Origin of the sequence: Sandaracinobacteroides saxicola, from assembly GCF_014117445.1 — a bacterium.
Classification (GTDB): Bacteria; Pseudomonadota; Alphaproteobacteria; order Sphingomonadales; family Sphingomonadaceae; genus Sandaracinobacteroides_A; species Sandaracinobacteroides_A saxicola.
In genome coordinates this window covers 2232670-2253311 of sequence record NZ_CP059851.1, presented here as the reverse complement: position 1 = coordinate 2253311, position 20642 = coordinate 2232670, and the positions used below count along the sequence as shown (strand labels likewise).

Here is a 20642-nt window from a genome sequence, read left to right as displayed (position 1 = left end):
GGTTGCGGCCGCTGTAGCAGGGGCGTGGCGCGGCGTAACCCGCGCCTATTGCCAGCATGCGACGGGCATTGCAGGGTATCGGCCATGCGGAGTGTCGCGCTTTTCCTGTTGCTGTCCACGCCCGCGCTGGCGCAACCCGTCGAGACGCCGGCGCGGGAGATCGTGGCGCGGGCTTTCGAGGCGATGGGGGGCAAGGAGTGGGCGCAGGCGCGGTCCCTGCTGCTGACGGGGCGGGCGGTGTTTTACGCGCCCGACAGCGCCGCGCCGCGCACGGTGGCGGATGATTACCGCATGTGGCGGCTGTTCGAGGAGGATCGGGCCGACGCCCATGCCGAGGCGGGGATGGTGCGCATCGTGGCGCGGGTGAAGGGCAAGACGCTGTTCGAGATCGCCAGTGACGGGGCGGTGAGCTGGAACCAGAATGGCGTGATCCCGGCGGAGAAAGCCGCGGAAACCTGGGCGAACAATTTCGGTTTCGGCGTGATCCGCCATGCCCTGAAGCCGGGCTTCACGCTGACGCGGCTGCCGGATGACAATGTGCTGGGCGATGCGGTCCACATGGTGCGGGTGACCGACCCGGCGGGGACAGTGACGCTGTTCGGCATCGACCAGCGGACCCATCGCGTGCGGCTGGCGGGGTTCCTGACGCCGAAGGGCTGGCATGTGCGGACCTACGCCGATTTCTTCATGGTCGGCCCATGGGTGCAGCCGGGCAAGGTCACGCTCTACTATAATGGCGTGAAGCAGAATGAGGTGATCTGGGAGCGTGCGGTGGTGAACCCGCCTCTGGATGCGGCGCTGTTCAAACCAGGCGCGGCACTGCCGGCGCGATAGGAGGCTTCTGATGCGCACATTCATCCTTGCCACTGCCCTGCTGGCCGCGCCGCTCCTTGCGCAGGATGCGCCTGCGCCGGATTATGCGCGGGCGGAGAGCTGGCTGTGCCGGCCGGGGAGCAATGCGGCGTGCGACGTCGACCTGGGGGTGACGGACCTGAGGACGCGCTCGGTCAGCCGGCCGGTGGCGGCGACGGCGCCGGCGGTCGATTGCTTCTACGTCTATCCGACCGTGTCGGAGGAGCCGGGGCTGAACGCCGGGGGGCAGGCCAGCGAGGCGGAACGCTATGCCGTGGCGCAGCAGTTCGCGCGTTTCGGCACGGTGTGCCGGCTGTTCGCGCCGCTGTATCGGCAGGTGACGCTGCGCGGGCTGGTCGCCGCCGGCGGCGACCGGGCGCTGGCGCTGGGCGACGTGAAGGCGGCCTGGACGCGCTACCTTCAGGCCGACAATGACGGGCGGGGCGTGATCCTGATCGGCCATTCGCAGGGCGCGCGCATGCTGAAGGCGCTGCTGGCCGAGGCGATCGTGGGCACGCCGGCCGAAAAACGCATTATCGCCGCCTATCTGATCGGCAACAACCTGCTGGTGCCGGCGGGGAAGGTCAGCGGCGGCGAGCTGGGCGCCTTTCCGCTGTGCGAGCGCGGCGACCAGACTGGTTGCGCCGTCAGCTATGTCAGTTTCAGGAGCAGCGCGCCGCCGCCGGCGAACGCGCGCTTCGGCCGCAGCGAGGCGGCGGGGATGGAGGTGGCCTGCGTCAGCCCGGCGATGCTGAGCGGCGACAAGGGCGAATTGCGGCCGGTGCTGCCGGTGCGCGGCCGGCAGATCGGCGGCCGCGTGAACCCGGTGCCGCCCTTCCTGACAGCGGTGAAGACGCCTTCCTATACCATGACGGGCGCGTTCAGCGGGGTGTGCATGCGGTCGGCGGATGGCGCGCATTATCTGTCGGTGGCACCGCGCGCCTCGGTCTATGATGATTTCCTGGCACGGGCGGAACGGCCGGATGGCGGCTGGGGCCTGCATGTGGCGGATGTCAGCCTGGCGATGGGCAATCTGGTGACGCTGGCGGCGATGCAGCGCGACGCGTGGCTGAAAAGCCGTCGTTGAGGCTCTTGCGTGCCGCGAGAGATGTTACTAGGTAACATTGCAATACTGTAACAATCGGAGTTTCCATGCGCCTTCTTGCTGCCCTGCTGCTCGCCGCCGCGTCGCCTGCCATCGCCCAGGGAACGGTGCCCGTCCCCGGCGGCGTGCTGCCCTCTACCGCGGTCAACAGCGCGCTGCGGCCGGTGGCGTTCGCGGCCGCCGTGCCGGCATCGGGCGTGGTGGCGATCCCCGCCGCGTCGATGGAGGCGCTGCGGACCGCCGTAGGGTCGCTGCCCGAGGCGGCGCGGGCACCGGTGCTGGCGGCGGCGGAAGCGGCGAAATATGATGGCAAGGCGGGAACGACGCTGTCGGTCTGGGCGCCGGGGCCCTATGCGCGGGTGCTGGTGGTGGGGGCGGATCCGGCGTTGGAAACCAGCGGGCGCATCGCCGGCGAGTTGCGCGACATGGACGCGCCCGTCGCCATTCTGGCGGGCGGGCTGGACGCGGCGGCGGTCGCCACCGGCTTCCAGTTGGGGAGCTATCGTTTCGACCGGTACAAGACCGATGGCAAGAAGGTGCCGCCGACCGCGCCGCTGACCGTGGTGACGACGGAAGCGGGGGCGGAAGCGCGGTTCCGGCGGGACGGTGAGGCGCTGGTCGCCGGCGTGATGTTGAGCCGCGACCTGTCGGCCGAGCCGGCGAACGTCATCTATCCGGAAAGCTTCGTGGAGCGGGTGCAGGCGGCCTTCAAGGGGCTGCCCAACGTGCGGATCAGCGTGCTGACCGAGGCGGACATGCGCCGGCTGAACATGGGCAGTTTCCTGGGGGTGGGCATCGGCAGCGTGCGGCCGCCGCGGCTGCTGATCGTGGAGGTTCGTGGCGGCGGGGACGCGGCGCCGCTGGCGCTGGTGGGGAAGGGTATCACCTTCGACAGCGGCGGGATTTCATTGAAGCCGGGGCTGGGGATGTGGGCGATGAAGGCCGACATGAGCGGGGCGGCGAGCGCCATCGGCGCGGCGCTGACCGCGGCGAAGCGGGGGGCGAAGGCCAATGTCGTCGCGGCCGCGGCGCTCGCTGAGAACATGCCCGACGGTAACGCGCAGCGCCCCGGTGATGTGGTGCGGACGATGAACGGCCGCACCGTGGAGGTGCTGAACACCGATGCGGAAGGCCGCCTGGTGCTGGCCGATGCCAACCAATATGTCATCGATCGCTTCAGGCCCGCGGCACTGGTGAACATCGCCACGCTGACCGGGGCGGCGCGCGCGGCGCTGGATGACGAATTCGCCGCCGCTTTCGCGCGGGACGAGGCGCTGATGACGCGGGTGCAGGCGGCGGCGACGGCGAGCGGCGAGGCCATCTGGCGGCTGCCGCTGCACGCCAACTATGCCAAGGACATGAAGAGCGAGATCGCCGACATCAAGAATGTGGTGGAGGGGGGCGGGCCCGGCGCGGGGCTGGCAGCGCATTTCATCCAGTATCTGACGCCGGCGGCGACGCCCTGGGTGCATCTGGACATCGCCGGCGTGAACTGGAGCAGCACGGGCAGCCCCACGGCGCCGAAGGGGGCGACCGGCTGGGGCGTGCGGCTGTTCGATGCGCTGATCCGGGGGTATGAGCGGTAGGGGGGCTGGCCCCCTGCGCTCGGCTGTGCCGAGTCGTTCCCCCTCAGCACCCCACGAACAAGTTCCTGGGGTGCTGAGGGGGAAAACTTGCCCCCTCCGTCAGGCTTCGCCTGACACCTCCCCCACAAGTGGGGGAGGAGCGTGCAGCCGCTTGCCTTGGACGATCACTCCCACTTCACCCCATGTTTCATCATGTAGGGGGACATGGCGAGCGCGAAGACGAAGGTGAGGGCGACGTCGCCCCAGGTCTTGAAGTGGAACCAGATGTCGGTGGAGAAGCTGCGCCAGATCACTTCGTTCAGCACCGCCATCGCTACGAAGAAGATGGCCCAGCGCCGGGTCAGGCCGTTCCAGCCTTCGTCGCTCAGCCCTTCGAACGCCTTGCCCAGCAGCAGTTTCAGATAGTTGGTGCCGCGCCACAGGCCAAAGAACAGGATGGCGCCGAACAGGGCATAGAGGATGGTCGGCTTCATCTTGATGAAGGTGTCGTCCTGCAGCCAGATCGTCAGCCCGCCGAAGATGCCGACCAGCGCGGCGGTGAACCACAGCATGGCGGGAATGCGGCGGATGCGGACGTAGGCGAAGACCATGCTGATGGCGACGGCGACCATGAAGATGCCGGTGGCCCAGACGGTCGCCTGCGTATCGGCCATGCCATAGGCGCGCTTCATCACCTGATAGGCGCCGAAGAAGACCAGCATCGGGCCGAAATCGACCAGCAGTTTCGACACGCCCTGAAGTTCAGCTTTCTCGCTCATTCATTCACTCCGGCAAGGGCATCGGCGAAGGCCCGCGCGTCGAACGGGCGCAGGTCGCCCAGTTTTTCGCCGACGCCGATGGCATGGATCGGCAGGCGGAAACGTTCGGCGGCGGCGACCAGCACGCCGCCGCGCGCGGTACCGTCGAGCTTGGTCATGACGAGGCCGGTGACGCCGCCGATTTCCTGGAAGACGCGGATCTGTTCCAGCGCATTCTGGCCGGTGGTGGCGTCCAGCACCAGCAGCACGTCGTGCGGCGCGGCCGGCAGCTGTTTCGCCAGCACGCGCTTCACCTTCGCCAGCTCCTCCATCAGCCCGCCCTTGTTCTGCAGCCGGCCGGCGGTATCGACCAAGAGCACGTCGCGGCCCGAGGCGCGGCCCTGTTCCATCGCGGTATAGGCGAGGCCGGCGGCGTCGGCGCCGACCTCGGCACTGATGACGGGGATGTCCAGCCGGCTGCCCCAGACCTTCAGCTGTTCGACCGCGGCGGCGCGGAAGGTGTCGCCGGCGGCGAACATCACGCCATAGTCGGCCTCCTGGAACAAATGACCCAGCTTGGCGATGGTGGTGGTCTTGCCGCTGCCGTTGACGCCGACGACCAGGATGGTGTGCGGGCGGGGGAAGGCGGTGATCTCCAGCGGGCGGGCGACGGGGGCGAGCACGGCGGCGATTTCGCGGGCGATCAGGGCGCGGGCCTGTTTCTCCGTGATGCTGCCGCGCTGGCGCTCGTCCGCCAGGCGCGCGGCGAGGCGGGCGGCGAAGGCGGGGCCGAGGTCGGCGGCGATCAGCGCCTCCTCGATCGCCTCGATGGTCTCGGCGTCGATGGCGCCGCCGCCGATCAGGCCGGAGAGGCTGGCGCCCAGCTTCTCGGTGGAGCGGGCGAGGCCGCCGCGCATGCGGGCGAGCCAGCCGGTCTTTTCGGTGGTGTCGGTCATGCCAGGCCGTTGCCCTCGATGCGGGTGGGAGTCACGCGGACAATCGCGCCACGCGGGCTTCCGGCGGGCAGCGCGACGCTGGCATAGTGCGGCGACCAGCCGCGCTCGCCCTCGGCCACGATATCGAGCGGCGTGCCGATCCATTGGTGCAGCCAACGGCCGTGGCGGGTTGCGGCGGCGGCGCGCAATTCGGCGGCGCGGGCCCTGGCGACGGCCGGCGGGACGGCTGGCATGCGGGCGGCCGGCGTGCCGGCGCGCGGGCTGTAGGCGAAGATGTGGGCGTGGACGATATCGCAGTCGTCCAGCAGTTTCAGGCTTTTGGCGTGGGCCTCGGCGCTTTCCGTCGGGAAGCCGGCGATGATGTCGGCGCCGAATGCCATGTCGGGGCGGATCCCCTTGATGCGTTCGACCAGACGGACCGCGTCGGCGCGGGCGTGGCGGCGCTTCATGCGCTTCAGGACCAGGTCGTCGCCCGATTGCAGGCTGAGGTGCAGGTGCGGCATCAGGCGCGGATCGGCGAGCGCTTCGAGCAGTGCCGGGTCGGCCTCCGCGGCGTCCAGGCTGCTGAGGCGGAGGCGGGGGAGGGCGGGGACGCGGGTGAGCAGCGCCTGCACCAGCGTGCCGAAGGCGCGGCTGCCGGGGAGGTCCTGGCCCCAACTGGTGACGTCGACCCCGGTGAGGACGATTTCGTTGACGCCCTGTTCAACGAGGCGGGTGACGGCGGCGACGACGGTCTCGATGGGGGCGGAACGCGCCGGGCCGCGGGCGGGGGCGATGATGCAGAAGGTGCAGCGATGGTCGCAGCCGTCCTGCACGGCGACGAAGCCGCGCGCCCGGGCGGTGGTTGCGAGAGCATTGGGCCAGGCGGGGAGACCCCCTCCCGCTCGCTGGCGCGAGTCGCCTCCCCCCCAAGTGGGGGAGGAGCTTTGGCCGGTCTCTGTGGCGCGCCAGCTGAAAGGATCGAATTTGGCGCGGTTGCCGATGAGGCGGACGGGGAGGTCAGCGAAGCGCTGGGGTTCGACTTCGGCGGCGCAGCCGGTGACGATGATGTCGGCGCCCGGGTGGTCGCGCAGCGCGCGTTTCGCGGCGGCACGCGCGTCGCGGACGGCTTCAGCGGTGACGGCGCAGCTGTTGATGACGGTGCGGCCGGCGGAGAGCGCGGCGAGCGCGTCGGCCTGCGCCAGGTTGAGGCGGCAGCCCTGGGTGACGACGTTGCTTGGGATGATGCCGGTCACAGCTTGATCACGCCGGAGAAGGCGGTCGCCACGGGCCCGGTCATGGCGACAGCGAAGTCCTCGGCGACCTCGATCAGCAGTGCGCCGCCGGGCATGTGCACCGTGAGCGTTGCATGGGTGAGGCGCCGTTTCACCAGTGCGGCGCCAACGGCGCAGGCGCCCGAGCCGCAGGCCTCGGTCAGGCCGGCGCCGCGTTCCCACACGCGGTGGCGAACTGCCGTTTCACTGGTGATTTGGACAATGTTGACGTTGATCCGCTGCGGGAAGAGCGGGTCCTGTTCGATCACCGGGCCGAGCGCGGCGAGGTCGACGGCGTCGACATCGGGGACGATGAACACCAGGTGCGGGTTGCCCATGGAAAGCGCCACGGGGTGGGCGAGGCCATCCCAGCCGACCGGCAGCGCGCTGGTGTCCATGGCATAGGCGAGCGGCACCTCCTGCCAGCCGAAGCGGGCCTGGCCCATGTCGACGCGGACGGCGCGATCGATGGTCCGGGTGCGCAGCAGGCCGGCGCGGGTTTCGATGGTGGCGCTGCGTCCGAGCAGGCTGGCGACGCAGCGGGTGGCGTTGCCGCAGGCCTCCGCCTCGCTGCCGTCGGGGTTGAAGATGCGCATGAAGGCGTCGGCGCGGGTGCTGGGCTCGATCAGGATGAGCTGGTCGCAGCCGACGCCGCGCCGGCGGTCGGCGATGTGGCGCGCCTGCGCCGGCGTGGGGGTGAAGGGCTGGGCGCGCGCGTCGAACACGGCGAAATCATTGCCGAGGCCGTGCATTTTCGTGAAAGCGCGCTGCATGGCGGGGCGTTTAGAGCGCATCGCGGGGATTGCCAACCGCGGCCCTGCTGGCTAACGCGCTGCCCTTCACAGGTCTGAAACAATCACAGCTGAACGGCATGGCCACGCTCAACCCGCCCCCCAGTGACCGGATCGATGCGGATGTCGCCGCGGTGCTGGGCGCGGCGCTGTCCCTGTCGGTGGCGAGCCGTGCCGGGCTGCGGCAGGACAGCCGGCTGTTCGGGGCGCTGCCGGAGCTGGATTCGATGGCGGTGGCCACCGTGCTGACGGCGATCGAGGACCGTTTCGGCATCATCATCGACGATGACGAGGTGGACGGCGAGCTGTTCGAGACGCTGGGAAGCCTGAGCGATTTCGTCGCGAGGAAACTGCGCAGCAGCTGAGGCTGCGGGCGGAATTTCCGGCGCAGGCCGCGCCGCAGCTGATTCGCGGCGGGCGGTGCAGGCGCCATCGGGTCAATTTCATGTCCATCACAGTGCCAATATATTCCGGCGCCGACCGGTTGTGGCCGATGGGTGCGAAATGGCGTTTTTTTCGATTGCGGACGGGTTGGATGTCAAACAAGCCAACAGTGGCGCTTATGGAGCGTCGACGTCACTGACACTGCCAAGTCGGCAATTTTTACATGATTTCAGCCTTTTCCCGTGTTGCGCCAGTCGACGGGCGGGCAGCTTTATGCTATGCTTGCGCCACTATTTCTCTTCATGGGGAGGTTGAGATGCGTAGCAGGGGGCGTAACTTCATCATCATTGCCATGGCGCTTGGCGGCATCGGTTTTGCCGCACCGGTGGGGGCAATTACCCAGGTCCTGTCACCGGACGCGACCTATCGCAGCAACACCACATTGATCGGCGTGCCGTCCAGCCCGGGCGCGCGCACCAGCTGGGGCGATGTCGATCTCACGGTGTCCTTCTCCACCTCGCTGCGGCCGATCACGGTGGGCAGTGGCTGGGCGACCTGGGGCTCGCCGCCCGATACCGAGCAGAGCAACCCGCGGGTCTGGTCGACGCAGGGCGCCGGCATGCTGACCTTCACCTTCTCGAAGCCGGTGACGGCGTGGGGGTTCGAAGCGGAGCCGAATGATTTCGGCACGCACGGCTTCACCGTCGATTATTACAATGGGGCGACGCTGGTCGGTTCGATCAGCCGGTCGATCGTTGGCAATTCCGGGGCGCGGCTGCTGGCCGCGGTCTATGACGGCGCCAACAGGTTCACCAGTGTGACGGTGACGGCCGATTCCGGTGCGCGCGGCTTCGCGGTGGCGCAGCTGCGCTACACGCTGCCCATTCCCGAGCCGGCGACCTGGGCGATGATGGTGGCCGGTTTCGGCCTGGTCGGCGTGGCGATCCGGCGCCGCAAGGCCATGCTGGGGCTGCACCGCATCGCCTGAGGGGCGACGCCGTTTTGACGGCTGGTTGACGGCTTGTCGGAACCGCTGCGAGCGGTGCTGACAAGCCGTTGACGCATCAGCGGAAAATCGCGTTTTTCGCTGTCACAAAAAAAGCCTTTACATGGGGGGGGTCACGCCCTAAATCGCGCCTCCGCTGCCCCATGGGACTTCCACCGCAAGGCAGCTTGTTTGCAACAGCACACCGGAGGTCCCTTGAGTTGGCAAAGCATCATAACGCGCTTCGGGTAGCGCGCGCGCTGCGACCGGCAGCGCCCGTCACCCTGGTCCGCCCGCATGCAGCGATCGCTGCGGCGGCCTTGTTCGCGTCGGAATTTCCCGGCAAGAGCTTCTATGCCGTGAAGGCCAATCCCACGCCGGAGCTGATCCGGCTGCTGTGGGAGGGCGGCATCCGGCATTTCGACGTCGCCAGCCTGACGGAAGCCCGTCTGGTGCGCGACCTGCTGCCCGAAGCCACGCTGGCCTTCATGCATCCGGTGAAGGCGCCGGAAGCAATCGCCGAGGCCTATCATGCGCTCGGCGTGCGCATCTTCAGCCTGGACAGCCATGAGGAGCTGGCGAAGATCGTCGCGGCGACCGCGACCGATGGCGTGAACGCCGCGGACCTGACGCTGTGCGTACGCCTGCGGGTCTCGTCGGCGCACAGCAAGCTGAGCCTGGCCTCGAAGTTCGGGGTTTCCCTGACCGACGCGCCGGCGCTGCTGATGGCAACGCGGCAGGTGGCCGATGCGCTGGGCATCTGTTTCCATGTCGGCAGCCAGGCGATGACTCCGCAGGCCTATGCCGACGCGCTGGCGCTGACGCGCGCGGCGATCGTGGCGGCCAGCGTGACGGTGGATGTGATCGATGTTGGCGGCGGTTTTCCGTCGCGCTATCCGGGGATGGAACCGCCGGCGCTCGCCGCCTATTTCGCGGTGATCCATCGCGGGTTCGAGGCGCTGCCGGTCAGCTACTCCGCCGAGCTGTGGTGCGAGCCGGGGCGGGCACTGTGCGCGGATTATTCCAGCCTGCTGGTGCGCGTGGAGAAGCGGCGGGACGACACGCTGTTCATCAACGACGGCGCCTATGGCCAGTTGTTTGATGCCGCGCATGTCGCCTGGCGCTATCCGGTGGCGCTGGTGCGGGAGGTGGCGTCGCATGCCAAGCCGCTCGACTATGATTTCTATGGTCCGACCTGCGACGACATGGACCATATGAAGGGGCCGTTCGTGCTGCCCGCCGACGTGCAGGCCGGTGACTATCTGGAGATCGGCCAGCTGGGCGCCTATGGCAGCGCCATGCGCACCGGGTTCAACGGCTTTGGCGATTGCCTGTGCCAGTCGGTGGAGGTCGGCGACGCGCCGATGTCCAGCCTGATCACCGGCACGCCGGAACCGGTCGAACTGCCGGGCAATGTCCGTCATCTTTTCGCAAAAAGCGGGAAGTAAAGGGTTACAGGGATATGACGACCCGGTCCCCCTGCGCGGGGGCCGGGTTCCTTTATGGAGAGCATCATGAGCGAACAGATCGACCAGCAGCGCAAGGCGGAGCTGCTGTCCAAGACCGTCGAGCATATCGACATCACCAGCTTCGACGCGCGGCCGATCATCGACCAGATGGCGAACATGAGCTTCACCAGCCGCGACCTGGCGCGCGCGACCGGCATCTACAACCAGATGCTGGCCGACAGGGACTGCACCATCTTCCTGGTGATCGCCGGCAGCACGTCCGCGGGCGGCTGCATGGACCTTTATGCCGAGCTGATCCGTTCCAACATGGTCGATGCCGTGGTGGCGACCGGCGCCAGCATCGTCGACATGGATTTCTTCGAGGGGCTGGGCCACAAACATTACCAGGCGCTGGAAATCCCCAACGACAACACGCTGCGCTCGCTCTACATCGATCGCATCTATGATACCTATATCGATGAGGAGCAGTTGCAGGACTGCGACCATACCATCGGCGAGATCGCCAACAGCCTGGAACCGAAGGCCTATTCCAGCCGCGCCTTCATCCGCGAGATGGGGAAATATCTGGCCGAGCATGGCAAGAAGGACAATTCGCTGGTCAAGCTCGCCTATGAGCATGACGTGCCGACCTTCTGCCCGGCGTTCGTGGATTCCTCCGCGGGGTTCGGGCTGGTGAAGCATCAGGTGGACCGGATGAAGGCCGGCGCACCCTATATGGTGCTGGACGCCATCGCCGATTTCCGCGAGCTGACCGACATCAAGATCAAGGCGGGGCCGACCGGCCTGCTGATGATCGGCGGCGGGGTGCCGAAGAACTTCATCCAGGATACGGTGGTGTGCGCCGAGATCCTGGGGCACCATGATGTCGAGATGCACAAATATGCGGTGCAGATCACGGTGGCGGACACGCGCGACGGGGCGTGCAGCAGCTCCACCCTTCAGGAGGCGGCGAGCTGGGGCAAGGTGCAGACGGTGCACGAGCAGATGGTGTTTGCCGAAGCCGGCAGCGTGATGCCGCTGCTGGCAAGCGATGCCTGGCACCGTGGCCACTGGAAGGACCGGCCGAAGCGCGGCTGGGCGAAGCTGTTTGGCTGAAGCCGGCCACATGGTGTAACCTTTCCACCTTCGCGGGGGGATTGCGCATCATGTCGGAGCTTTTTGTTGCGTTCATCGGAATCGTCGCCGGCTTTGTCGGCGGCGTCGGCAAGGCGTGGCTCGACCGGCGAGCGCGGATCGATGACGGCCTGCTGGCCAAGCGGACGGAGCTCTATCTGACGCTTTGGCGATTGACGGGCATTTTTCCGCTGTACCCGCGCGACCGGACGCTACGCCATGAGCAGGTCGCCAAACGCATGGTAGAGCTGCGCACATGGTATTTCGAGGAAGGCGGCGGGTTGTACATGGTCGGCAAGACGCAGGCCGCATATCTGTTTTTCCAGTCTGTCCTTGACAAGCTGTCGGCAGATGAAACACGCCACGACGATCTGGTCAGCGACCATGATTATACTGTCGGGCAAGAGGCGAGTACTGCATTGCGCACCTGCCTGACCCAGGATCTGTATTCGAGGGGCGGGTCATCGCTGATCTGATGGGAGTGGGGCGCCGGCCCCAGTCATACGGCAACCCCTGCCAACAGCGCGCCACGATGTTAACATTGTGGCGCGGGGTCGAGTCGCGGGAGGTGAGGCATGGCGGCATTGCTGGGGGCGCGGGCGGGGTTTCAGACCGGGGACATCATCATCACCTATGTGCCGGGGGCGGACAAGCGCCCGCTGCACATGACGGTGTATCTGGAAGGCGCGCATTCGCCCTCTCGCGAGCCGGCGTTCGTCCATGCCGCCAATGACGGCGTGATCATCGAGGGGTTCGGCGGCTATGCCGAGATGCCGAAATATCGCCGTGCCCGGCGCGGCGGGGAATTGGGCAAGGCGGCGTCCGAAGCGGCGAAAGTGTGGGCGACGGACCGCACCATCGGGCAGAAGGACCTGGCCAGCACGCCCTATGGCAGCACGCCGGGATCGAAGCAGAGCCTGACCAAGGAACTGCGCGCGAACCGTTTTTCGGCGATGATGCAGACCGCGTCGATCGCCTCCATCCCGCTGGATGTGACCGCACTGGTGCGGCTGATGAAATGGACGCTGCGGCTGCACGAGAAGACGCCGCTGAGCATCAACCGCGGCATCACCTGCGCGGCGTTCGTGGCGGCCTGCCACCAGGCGGCGGCGATGCGGCTGTTCCTGCGCGATGCCGGCGTGCTGGAAAAGCTGGACAAGGCGCTGATGGGAAAGATCGACGGCAAGCTGGAGACCAAGAAGGACCTGCGGCTGCGCGTGCCGCTGGAGGAGGCCGAGAAGATCGAGGGTGTGGAGTGGCCGAAGCCGATCCTGAAGGGCGCGGCGCTGCGCGCCAACAGCAACCGGGCGCCGTTGCCGGGGCTGGTCGCATCGCTCAACCAGGCGCGCACCAGGGCGACCAATGTGAACAACGCACAGGCGATGCAGGACCAATATCCGACATTTTTTCCCAATCTTGCGTCGCTGGCGACCGCGACCGACACCGACTATTTCTGGCTGAAGATCCAGACCGGGCTGTTCGGCATCCACGACAGCATGGTCTGCCGCCTGTCCGACGTGATTCCGGACGATTTTTATTATGATGCGAAGTATGTGAACAGCGTGCTGCTGAACCAGCTGATGCTGGCGTCGCCGCACTGGGCGACGGTGGATTATGATGTCTATGCCGATTGAGCGCGGGCGCGGTTCTGCCAGTAGCGGCGCTTGCCTTCCGCGCACTGGCTGACGGTGGCTTCGATGCGGCGGGCGCGGGTGGTGGGCGCCTTGGCCTCTGTCACCCAGTCGAGATATTCGCGTTGCGCGCTGGGTGGGAAGCCATCGAAGGCGGCGCGTGCCGTGGGCATGGCGTCGAGCGCGGCGGCAAGGTCGGCGGGCATGGCGGGGGCGGGGGCGCGGGTTTTCGGCCATTTGGCGGTGGTGGCGCCGGCATCGATCAGCGCGGCGGCGGCGCGGGCCAGTGCGCCGATCTCCGCGTCGGGCGGCAGGTCGGCGAGGCTGGCCAGACGGCCGAACTGGCCCATGGCATTGTCCTTTTCGCCGGCGGGCGCGGCGCCCTCGCGTTTCCAGAAGCCGAAGGCGGCGTGGCCCTTGAACGCCGCCATGTTGGCGAGTGGTTTGCCGCCATGTTCGAAGAAGGGCATGCCCCATTTGATGGTCTCGGCAAGGCCGGGGAGCGCGGCGTGCAGCGTTTCGCGGATGTGGCGCAGGATCGGCTGCGCGAAGGGCGCGGCGCGTTCGATATAGGCGTCGATGCGGGGGTCGATCTGGGGTTCGGAGCCGGCTGCCATCGCGCTGTCCTTTCCCGCGGCATCTTCCCGCGCGATGGCGGCGGGGTCAACCGGACATGAAAAAGGGGCGGACGCGTGGCGCCCGCCCCCTCTTGTCCCTGCCTTGGCTCAGGCGGCGACGGCGGTGCGGTGATGCGGCGCGCCTTTGGCGCGACGGCGCAGCGCGGCGCCGACGAGGCCGAAGCCGACGATCATCATCGCCCAGGTGGCGGGTTCCGGCACCACCGGCTTGTCGGAGCCGAAGGTGATGTTGTCGAACCCGGTCTGGTTGGCGGTGCCGCCGAAGTCGATCGACAGGGCAGTGCCGCTGAAGGCCACGCCGACGGCCGTCCAGTTGCAGAAGGCGCCGCCGGGATCGCCGCTGCAATTGTCGAAGCCCTGCGCGGTCAGGTTGAGCGACGCGAGCAGGTTGCCGGTGGCGTTCAGCCCGTCATAGACGTTGACCGACGCGGCGGTCGACGAGGAGTAGAAGAAGCTGAAGCCGGTGGTGAAGCCGTTCGGCGCGTTCAGGATGGCGTTGTTCGCGTCCAGGAAGAACATGATGGTATTCGGGCTGGGTTCGTTGGCGAAATTGCCCGATCCGCCGGCATCGGCATCGACGATCGCCAGCGTCGCGGGCGAGAAGATGTAGTTCGGCGCATAGAAGTTGCCGACCGGCGCCAGGTTGCCCAGGCCTTCGAAGGTCAGCACGGTGACGGCGCTGGCCGGCGCGGCGAACGCGGCAGCGGCGACAAGAGCGGAGAGCATGAATTTACGCATCGCTTAACCCCTGTTGTTGCAATCGGCACGACGCCGACGATGGTTGTTAATCAAATTTCGTGCCAACTTGCCCTCGACGAGCCAGGGCCTTGAAAAACAACGCGATCGATCGTCGGCACAACCCAAGATTGTAAATTCTGGCGACAGGATGCATATGTTGACGCATCTTATGCCAATTAATCATCCCACAACCGGTTGCGGCGTCTACCGTCAGCGCAGAAAAAGTGCCGCAAGCTCTACATGCGTCGACCAGCGGAACTGCGCCACCGGCCACAGCCGTCCAAGGGTGAAACCGGATTTCACCAGCCGTTCCGCATCGCGGGCGAAGGTGGCGGGGTTGCAGCTGACCGCCATCACGCGGGGAACGGCACTGGCGGCGATTTCGGCGGTCTGCGCGGCGGCGCCGGCGCGCGGCGGGTCGATCACCAGCGCCTCGAAGCAGTCCAGCTCGGCGGCAGTGTAGGGCCGGCGGAACAGGTCGCGGTGCACGGCCTTCACCGGGCGTCCGGCGGCACGGGCGGCAGCTTTGAGCGCCTCGATGGCGGGCCCGGCGGCGTCGGCGGCCTCCACATGGGCGGTGGCGGAGAGCGGCAGCGCGAAGGTGCCGGCCCCGGCGAACAGGTCGGCGACGCGGCGGGCCGGGCCGACGCCCGCCAGCACCGCCGAAACCAGTGCCGCCTCGCCCTGCGCCGTGGCCTGCAGGAAACCACCCGGCGGCAGGGCGACGGCAATGCCCCCCAGTGTCACGGTGGCGCCGGCATCGATCACGGTCTCCACGCCAGCCGGCCCCTCCACCGAAAGCCGGGCGAGGCCGTGGGCCTGGGCAAAGGCGGTCAGCGCTTCGCGCGCGCGCAGGCCGTCGGCGCTGAGGTTGGCGAGCAGCAGGTCGACGCCCTGGTCGACGCGGGTGACGGTGACGCCCACCGTCTGCCGCTCGCGCATCAGCGGCGGCAGCAGCCCGCGCAGCGGTGCCAGCAGGGCGAACAGCGCAGGGTTGAGCACCGGACATTCGGCGAGGTCGATGAGGTCGTGGCTCCCCTCCGCATTGAAGCCCAGCGCCACCTCGCGGCCGCTTTTCACCGCGCGCAGGCTGGCGCGGCGGCGGCTGTGGGGCGGGGACAGCGCCACCGGCATTATCTCTGCCGGAACGATGCCCACCGCCGCCAGCGGCCGCAGGATGCGGTCGACGGTGAAATCGGCATAGACGGCGTCGCTGGCATGTTGCAGCTGGCAGCCACCGCAGCGGCCGAAATGGTGGCAGGCGGGGGTGGCATGACCGGGGCCGCGGGCGATCTCGCCATCGTCGCCGACCTGGTCGCCGGGCAGCGCGCCGGGCACGAAGCGGCCGTCGGCGGTCAGGCCGTCGCCCCGCGCCGCCAATCCCGTCACGCCAGTCCACCGTTTCATCGCAGTCTTGCTTGCCGTCGCAGGGGGGCGCGTGCAAGCGGGCCGTACTGGGGTCGGGTACGGAAGCACATAAAAAGGGTTTGAGGATGGGGAAGCTATTGAGTCTGGCGCTGTTGCTGCCGCTGGTGGCGTGCGCGCCGTCGCCGCTCTATGTCGGGCAGCGGGCCGCCGGGCCGGGCACCGGCGGGGAAGTGCCGCGCGATGGCCGCGGCGAGCCGATCTGGGCGGCGATCAAGCCGCCGCCCGCGACCAGCCCGGCCGATGTCCGCCCGGTGACGACCGTGCCGCTGACGCAGAGCGCCGCGGTAACCCCGTTCACGCGGTAACCGGCAGCCGCTCCGCCAGCGCCGGCGGCAATTGCCGCACCAGGGCGCCGCGGATGCGGCCCCAGGCGGCGGACAGCAGCACCAGGAAGGTGCCGATGGTGAGCGCGGTCAGGCCGAAGCCGGCCTCCACGCCGCGCCCGGCCGCCCACAGCGCCTGGATCGCCCAGAGCACATAGATCAGCGCCGACACCAGCAGGGCGCGGCGGTCGACCGCCAGCGCCACCAGGGTGAGGCCGGCATAGACGATCAGCACCACGACCGCGCCGCCGGGGGCGGGGGTGCGGTCCAGGAGGCCGGTGAGCGCGAAGATCGGGTGGACGATCAGCGGCGCGGCGAGCAGGTGCAGCCAGAAGGCGACGTCGGTCTTGCGCGTCACGCGCAGCCGGTCGGCCATGTCATACTGCATGGCGAGCGCGAAGACGCCGAGACCGCAGACCAGCATGATGGCGAGCAGCGGGTTGCCGGTGATGCCGAGGCCGGCGGCGGCGGCGGAGGCGACCAGCCCGACCAGCGCGGCGGTGCCGGCGGCGACGGTGATCGGCACGCGGAAACGCCACCAGTGCAGGGCAGCGGCAAGCGTCGCGGCGAGCGCGGCGATGACCAGCGGCGGACCGGCGTTGCCCAGCACGACACCTGCGACGGACGGGCCGTCTTCGCCCAACAGCGGCTTGGTGAAGGCCATCGTCGCCAAGAATACGCCGCCGACGAAGGCGAGCAGCAGCACGATGCTGGGGAGCGCCATGCGGCGGACACGCGTGAAATACTCAGCAAGGCCCCAGGCAAGCGCCGCCCCCGCCGCTGCCCCCAAGCCGGCTGCTACGCTGCTGCCGAGCGAGGCCGCCGCCGCCAGCAGCAGCCCGCAGGCGATGGTGACGAAAATGTCGTTGAAGCCGGTCAGCAGGCGGAAGCGTTCGGCGTCGGGCTCGGCCTCTCCGGCGCGGCGCTGCGCGACGAACGTGACAAGCGCATCGCGCGCGCGGCGGTCGAGCACGCCGGCGGCGACGGCGGCATCCAGGTCTTCGCGTTCAAACACAGGGCAATCCTCGGGTGAGATGGCCCCCCTCTCAAGTGCCATTCAACGCTGCAAGATGGCAAAAGTCAATGTGCCGCGCTTGCGTCGGTTGCCTTGGGCACCCTAAAGCGAGAGCAGGAGAATTGGCATGGCCTTGATGCGCACGCTGTGGAATTTCGTGGTCGGCGTGAAGGACGCGCTGGTGCTGCTGTTCATGCTGCTGTTTTTCGGCCTGTTGTGGGCGGCGCTGTCGTTCCGCACGCCGGCGATCACCGTGCCGAACGATACCGCGCTGGTGCTGAACATGGATGGCGTGCTGGTGGACCAGGCAACGCCGCGCACCGCCGCCGAGGTGCTGTCCAGCACGCCGACCATCCCGCAGGTGCAGGTGCGCGACGTGGTGCGCGCCATCGAGGCGGCGAAGGATGATGGCTCGGTGAAGCTGATCATGCTCGACCTCGACCGATTCCTGGGCGGCGGGCAGGCCAACCTGCAGGCGGTATCGGCGGCGCTGAAATCGTTCCGCGCCAGCGGCAAGCCGGTGGTGAGCTATGCCACCGCCTACACCGACGACAGCTATTATCTGGCGGCGCAGGCGAGCGAGGCGTGGCTCAATCCGCTGGGCGGCGTGATCATCACCGGGCCGGGGGGCACCGGGCTTTATTTCAAGGATTTGCTGGACCGGCTGAAGGTAGATGTGGAGGTGTTCCGGGTGGGCACCTACAAGAGTTTCGTGGAGCCTTTCACGCGCGCCGCCGCCTCGCCGGAGGCGAAGGCCGCCGACCAGGCGCTGGCCGACAGCCTGTGGGGCAGTTACGTGGCGGACGTCGCCGCCGCGCGCAAGGGCGTGGACGTGCGCGCGGCGGTCAACGGCTGGCAGGCCGGGGTGGCGGCGGCCGGCGGTGACCAGGCAAAGGCGGCGCTGAATGCCAGGCTGATCGACCGCATCGGCGACAGCACGGCGGTCGTCGCCTCCCTGCGCAAGCAGGTGGGGGAGGGCGACACGCCCGACGACCCGCTGAGCTTCAACGGCATTTCGATGGCGGATTACCTGCGCGCGCGCTCGCCCGGCGGCAGCGGCGACGCAGTCGGCGTGCTCTATGTCAGCGGCGACATCGTCGATGGCGAGGCGGATGCCGGCAGCGCCGGCGGCGACACCATCGCCAACCTGGTGACCGAAGCGCTGGCGAACGACAGCATCCGGGCGCTGGTGGTGCGCATCGATTCGCCCGGCGGTTCGGTGACCGCGTCGGAGAAGATCCGCTCCGCGCTGATGCAGGCCCGCGCGCGGGACATTCCGGTGGTGGCGAGCTTCGGGCCGGTGGCGGCCAGCGGCGGCTATTGGATCGCGACCGCGGCGAACCGCATCTATGCCGCGCCGACCACGATCACCGGCTCGATCGGCGTGTTCGGCATCATCCCCACCTTCAACCGCACGCTGAAATCGGCGGGCATAGGCACCGACGGCATCGCGACCACCCCCTATTCCGGGCAGCCGGACATATTGGGCGGCATCAACGAGCCAACGAAGGCACTGATCCAGGGCAGCATTTCCGACACCTACCGGCGCTTCGTGGGGCTGGTGGCGGCGGCGCGCAAGCTGCCGGCGGCCGAGGTGGAGAAGATCGCGGAAGGCCGGGTCTGGTCCGGGCGGGACGCGCTTGACCGCAAGCTGGTGGACGGTTTCGGCGGGCTGGACGCGGCGATCAGGGATGCGGCGAAGGCGGCGAAGCTGGGCGACAATCCGCGCGTGGTGACGCTGGAGGCGAAGCCGGGAACGCTGGAGGCGCTGCTGAACCGGTTCGGCGACAGCCCGCCGCCGCCGGCGGCCGATGCCTTCGCGCGGCTGGCGATGATCAGCCGGCTGCGCGCGACGGCGCAGATCGCCGACGCGCTGACGATGGCGCAGGGGGCCAGCATCCAGGCGCGCTGCCTGGCCTGCGCCGCGCATGCGCCGCCGCGCCCGGCGAACGCGGCGCGGGCCGGGGCGCTGCTGACGCTGCTGCAGCGCTGAGCGGGGCTTGCCGGGCGGCGACGCCGGCGCTACGCCGCCTTTTTGCGGCCGGAGGGCTTAGGTGGGCGAGACACCGCGTGCAGGTTGCATGGTGGGAATCATCATGGGCAGCCAGTCCGACTGGGAGACGATGCGGCATGCCGCGGAGACGCTGGCGGCGCTGGGCGTCGCGCACGAGACGCGGATCGTCTCGGCGCACCGCACGCCGCGGCGGCTGGTGGACTATGCCGAAAGCGCGGTGGCGCGCGGGCTGAGGGTGGTGATCGCCGGCGCCGGCGGCGCGGCGCACCTGCCCGGCATGGTCGCCAGCATGACCCGCCTGCCGGTGCTGGGGGTGCCGGTGCCATCGGCGGCGCTGGGCGGCATGGACAGCCTGCTGTCGATCGTCCAGATGCCGGCGGGCATCCCCGTGGGCACGCTGGCGATCGGTCGGGCCGGTGCGGTGAACGCGGCGCTGCTGGCCGCCGCCATGCTGGCGACCACGGACGATGCGCTGGCGACGCGGCTGGAGGCCTGGCGCGCGGCGCAGAGCGAGCGCGTGGCGGCGGAGCCGGCGGCTTGATCCTGCCGGGTGCGACCATCGGCATCCTGGGGGGCGGGCAGCTGGGGCGGATGCTGGCCCTGGCGGCGGCGCCGCTGGGATACCGCGTGCATGTTTATGCACCCGATGCCGAACTGGTGGCGGGCGATGTCGCGGCGGCGGTGACGCGCGCGGCGTGGGACGATGCGGCGGCGCTGGACCGCTTTGCGGCGGCGGTCGATGTCATCACCTATGAATTCGAGAATGTGCCGGTGGCGACGGTGGAGCGGCTGGCGGCGCTGAAACCGGTGCGGCCCGGCGTGGCGGCGTTGCGGGTGGCGCAGGACCGGATGATCGAGAAACGCTTCGTCGCCGGACTTGGCGGCCGGCCGGCGCCGTTCGCGGCAGTCGATTCGCTTGCCGGCCTGCATGCCGCGCTGGCGGACGTGGGCACGCCGGCGATCCTGAAGACGCGGCGGCTGGGCTATGACGGCAAGGGCCAGGTGCGCATCGGTTCTGCCGACGAGGCCGGGGCGGCATGGGCGGCGGTGGCGGGCGCGCCGTGCGTGCTGGAAGGCTATGTGGCGTTCGCGGCGGAATTCTCGATCCTGGTCGCGCGCTGTCCGGGCGGCGCGGAGGTGCATTATCCGGCGGCGGAAAATGTGCACCGTGGCGGCATCCTGTCCGAATCGCATGTGCCGGCGGGGGCGGCGGTGGCGGCGTGCATGGCGGAGGCGACTGCGCTGACGGTGCGGATCGCCGACGCGCTGGACTATGTCGGTGTGCTGGCGTGCGAGTTTTTCGCGTGCGCCGAGGGCCCGCTGTTCAACGAGATGGCGCCCCGGGTGCACAACAGCGGCCACTGGACGCAGGACGGCGCGCTGACCAGCCAGTTCGAGCAGCATGTCCGCGCCATCTGCGGCCTGCCGCTGGGGCCGGTGACGATGCGGGTGCCGCGGGTGCGGATGGAGAATCTGCTGGGCGACACGGCGGACCGCTGGCCGGCGCTGCTGGCGGACCCCGCGGCGAAGCTGCACCTCTATGGCAAGTCGGAGGCGGCGGAGGGCCGCAAGATGGGGCATGTGAATTTTTTATAGGCCGCCCGCGTCGACGTCCGGCCAAGCC

Annotated in this window: 21 protein-coding genes; 13 read left to right on the top strand and 8 right to left on the bottom strand. The window is 68.8% G+C overall.

What is annotated here, in order from left to right; genetic code table 11:
* Positions 1-84 precede the first annotated feature (84 nt).
* From H3309_RS11300 to H3309_RS11290, 3 genes are all read left to right on the top strand, one after another.
* Positions 85-834, top strand: coding sequence for a hypothetical protein (locus tag H3309_RS11300; RefSeq protein ID WP_182294809.1), 750 nt, complete (start codon positions 85-87; stop codon positions 832-834).
* Positions 835-844: 10 nt separating this feature from the next.
* Complete coding sequence (locus H3309_RS11295; RefSeq protein WP_182294808.1) at positions 845-1939, top strand: DUF3089 domain-containing protein; 1095 nt, start codon at positions 845-847, stop codon at positions 1937-1939.
* Positions 1940-2004: 65 nt separating this feature from the next.
* On the top strand, positions 2005-3543 hold the full coding sequence (locus H3309_RS11290) for a leucyl aminopeptidase family protein (protein ID WP_182294807.1): 1539 nt from the start codon (positions 2005-2007) through the stop codon (positions 3541-3543).
* A 164-nt stretch (positions 3544-3707) separates the two neighbouring features.
* Here H3309_RS11290 and H3309_RS11285 read toward each other — a convergent pair whose 3' ends face one another.
* Genes H3309_RS11285 through dapF form a run of 4 tightly spaced genes read right to left on the bottom strand, consistent with a single transcriptional unit; the run spans position 3708 to position 7262 of the window.
* Positions 3708-4301, bottom strand: a complete 594-nt coding sequence (locus tag H3309_RS11285; RefSeq protein ID WP_182294806.1) for a septation protein A — start codon at positions 4299-4301, stop codon at positions 3708-3710.
* A complete protein-coding gene (gene ftsY, locus H3309_RS11280) occupies positions 4298-5236 on the bottom strand; it encodes a signal recognition particle-docking protein FtsY (protein ID WP_182294805.1) in 939 nt (312 codons plus the stop codon). Before ftsY ends, H3309_RS11285 begins: the two co-directional genes overlap by 4 nt.
* The gene (locus tag H3309_RS11275) at positions 5233-6471 is read right to left on the bottom strand and encodes a MiaB/RimO family radical SAM methylthiotransferase (RefSeq protein WP_243453703.1); all 1239 of its coding nucleotides are present in this window, start codon (positions 6469-6471) and stop codon (positions 5233-5235) included. The genes ftsY and H3309_RS11275 overlap by 4 nt, the downstream gene beginning before the upstream one ends.
* A complete protein-coding gene (dapF, locus tag H3309_RS11270) occupies positions 6468-7262 on the bottom strand; it encodes a diaminopimelate epimerase (RefSeq protein WP_182294804.1) in 795 nt (264 codons plus the stop codon). The genes H3309_RS11275 and dapF overlap by 4 nt, the downstream gene beginning before the upstream one ends.
* Before the next feature lie 29 nt (positions 7263-7291).
* On the opposite strand from dapF, the gene H3309_RS11265 reads away from it, so the two are divergent.
* From H3309_RS11265 to H3309_RS11240, 6 genes are all read left to right on the top strand, one after another.
* Positions 7292-7645: an acyl carrier protein gene (locus H3309_RS11265; RefSeq protein ID WP_398398213.1), complete on the top strand. Its 354-nt coding sequence runs from the start codon at positions 7292-7294 to the stop codon at positions 7643-7645.
* Between the two features lie 335 nt (positions 7646-7980).
* Entirely contained in the window at positions 7981-8652 is a 672-nt protein-coding gene (locus H3309_RS11260; RefSeq protein WP_182294803.1) for a PEPxxWA-CTERM sorting domain-containing protein, read from the top strand.
* A gap of 218 nt (positions 8653-8870) precedes the next feature.
* A complete protein-coding gene (locus H3309_RS11255; RefSeq protein WP_182294802.1) occupies positions 8871-10097 on the top strand; it encodes a type III PLP-dependent enzyme in 1227 nt (408 codons plus the stop codon).
* Positions 10098-10163: 66 nt separating this feature from the next.
* The gene (locus H3309_RS11250; protein WP_182294801.1) at positions 10164-11213 is read left to right on the top strand and encodes a 1,9-bis(guanidino)-5-aza-nonane synthase; all 1050 of its coding nucleotides are present in this window, start codon (positions 10164-10166) and stop codon (positions 11211-11213) included.
* A 50-nt stretch (positions 11214-11263) separates the two neighbouring features.
* Positions 11264-11707 (top strand): hypothetical protein, encoded by a 444-nt coding sequence (locus H3309_RS11245; protein ID WP_182294800.1) that lies wholly within the window; start codon positions 11264-11266, stop codon positions 11705-11707.
* A 99-nt stretch (positions 11708-11806) separates the two neighbouring features.
* On the top strand, positions 11807-12865 hold the full coding sequence (locus tag H3309_RS11240) for a hypothetical protein (protein WP_182294799.1): 1059 nt from the start codon (positions 11807-11809) through the stop codon (positions 12863-12865).
* On the opposite strand, the gene H3309_RS11235 is transcribed toward H3309_RS11240, so the two are convergent.
* From H3309_RS11235 to H3309_RS11225, 3 genes are all read right to left on the bottom strand, one after another.
* Positions 12853-13479, bottom strand: coding sequence for a YdeI/OmpD-associated family protein (locus H3309_RS11235; protein ID WP_182294798.1), 627 nt, complete (start codon positions 13477-13479; stop codon positions 12853-12855). The genes H3309_RS11240 and H3309_RS11235 overlap by 13 nt on opposite strands.
* 108 nt (positions 13480-13587) lie before the next feature.
* Positions 13588-14238, bottom strand: coding sequence for a PEPxxWA-CTERM sorting domain-containing protein (locus tag H3309_RS11230; RefSeq protein WP_182294797.1), 651 nt, complete (start codon positions 14236-14238; stop codon positions 13588-13590).
* A 210-nt stretch (positions 14239-14448) separates the two neighbouring features.
* Positions 14449-15645: a class I SAM-dependent RNA methyltransferase gene (locus H3309_RS11225; RefSeq protein WP_182294796.1), complete on the bottom strand. Its 1197-nt coding sequence runs from the start codon at positions 15643-15645 to the stop codon at positions 14449-14451.
* Positions 15646-15731: 86 nt separating this feature from the next.
* Between H3309_RS11225 and H3309_RS11220 the strand changes: the two genes are divergently transcribed.
* Complete coding sequence (locus H3309_RS11220; protein ID WP_182294795.1) at positions 15732-15971, top strand: hypothetical protein; 240 nt, start codon at positions 15732-15734, stop codon at positions 15969-15971.
* On the opposite strand, the gene H3309_RS11215 is transcribed toward H3309_RS11220, so the two are convergent.
* Positions 15961-17004 (bottom strand): hypothetical protein, encoded by a 1044-nt coding sequence (locus tag H3309_RS11215; protein ID WP_182294794.1) that lies wholly within the window; start codon positions 17002-17004, stop codon positions 15961-15963. The two genes, H3309_RS11220 and H3309_RS11215, sit on opposite strands and share 11 nt — an antisense overlap.
* Before the next feature lie 127 nt (positions 17005-17131).
* On the opposite strand from H3309_RS11215, the gene sppA reads away from it, so the two are divergent.
* The 3 genes from sppA to H3309_RS11200 all read left to right on the top strand — a co-directional run bounded on the left by sppA (position 17132) and on the right by H3309_RS11200 (position 20614).
* Positions 17132-18997, top strand: coding sequence for a signal peptide peptidase SppA (gene sppA / locus H3309_RS11210; RefSeq protein ID WP_182294793.1), 1866 nt, complete (start codon positions 17132-17134; stop codon positions 18995-18997).
* A gap of 88 nt (positions 18998-19085) precedes the next feature.
* Positions 19086-19559: a 5-(carboxyamino)imidazole ribonucleotide mutase gene (gene purE / locus H3309_RS11205; protein WP_182294792.1), complete on the top strand. Its 474-nt coding sequence runs from the start codon at positions 19086-19088 to the stop codon at positions 19557-19559.
* A 50-nt stretch (positions 19560-19609) separates the two neighbouring features.
* Positions 19610-20614: a 5-(carboxyamino)imidazole ribonucleotide synthase gene (locus tag H3309_RS11200; protein ID WP_243453928.1), complete on the top strand. Its 1005-nt coding sequence runs from the start codon at positions 19610-19612 to the stop codon at positions 20612-20614.
* Positions 20615-20642 lie beyond the last annotated feature (28 nt).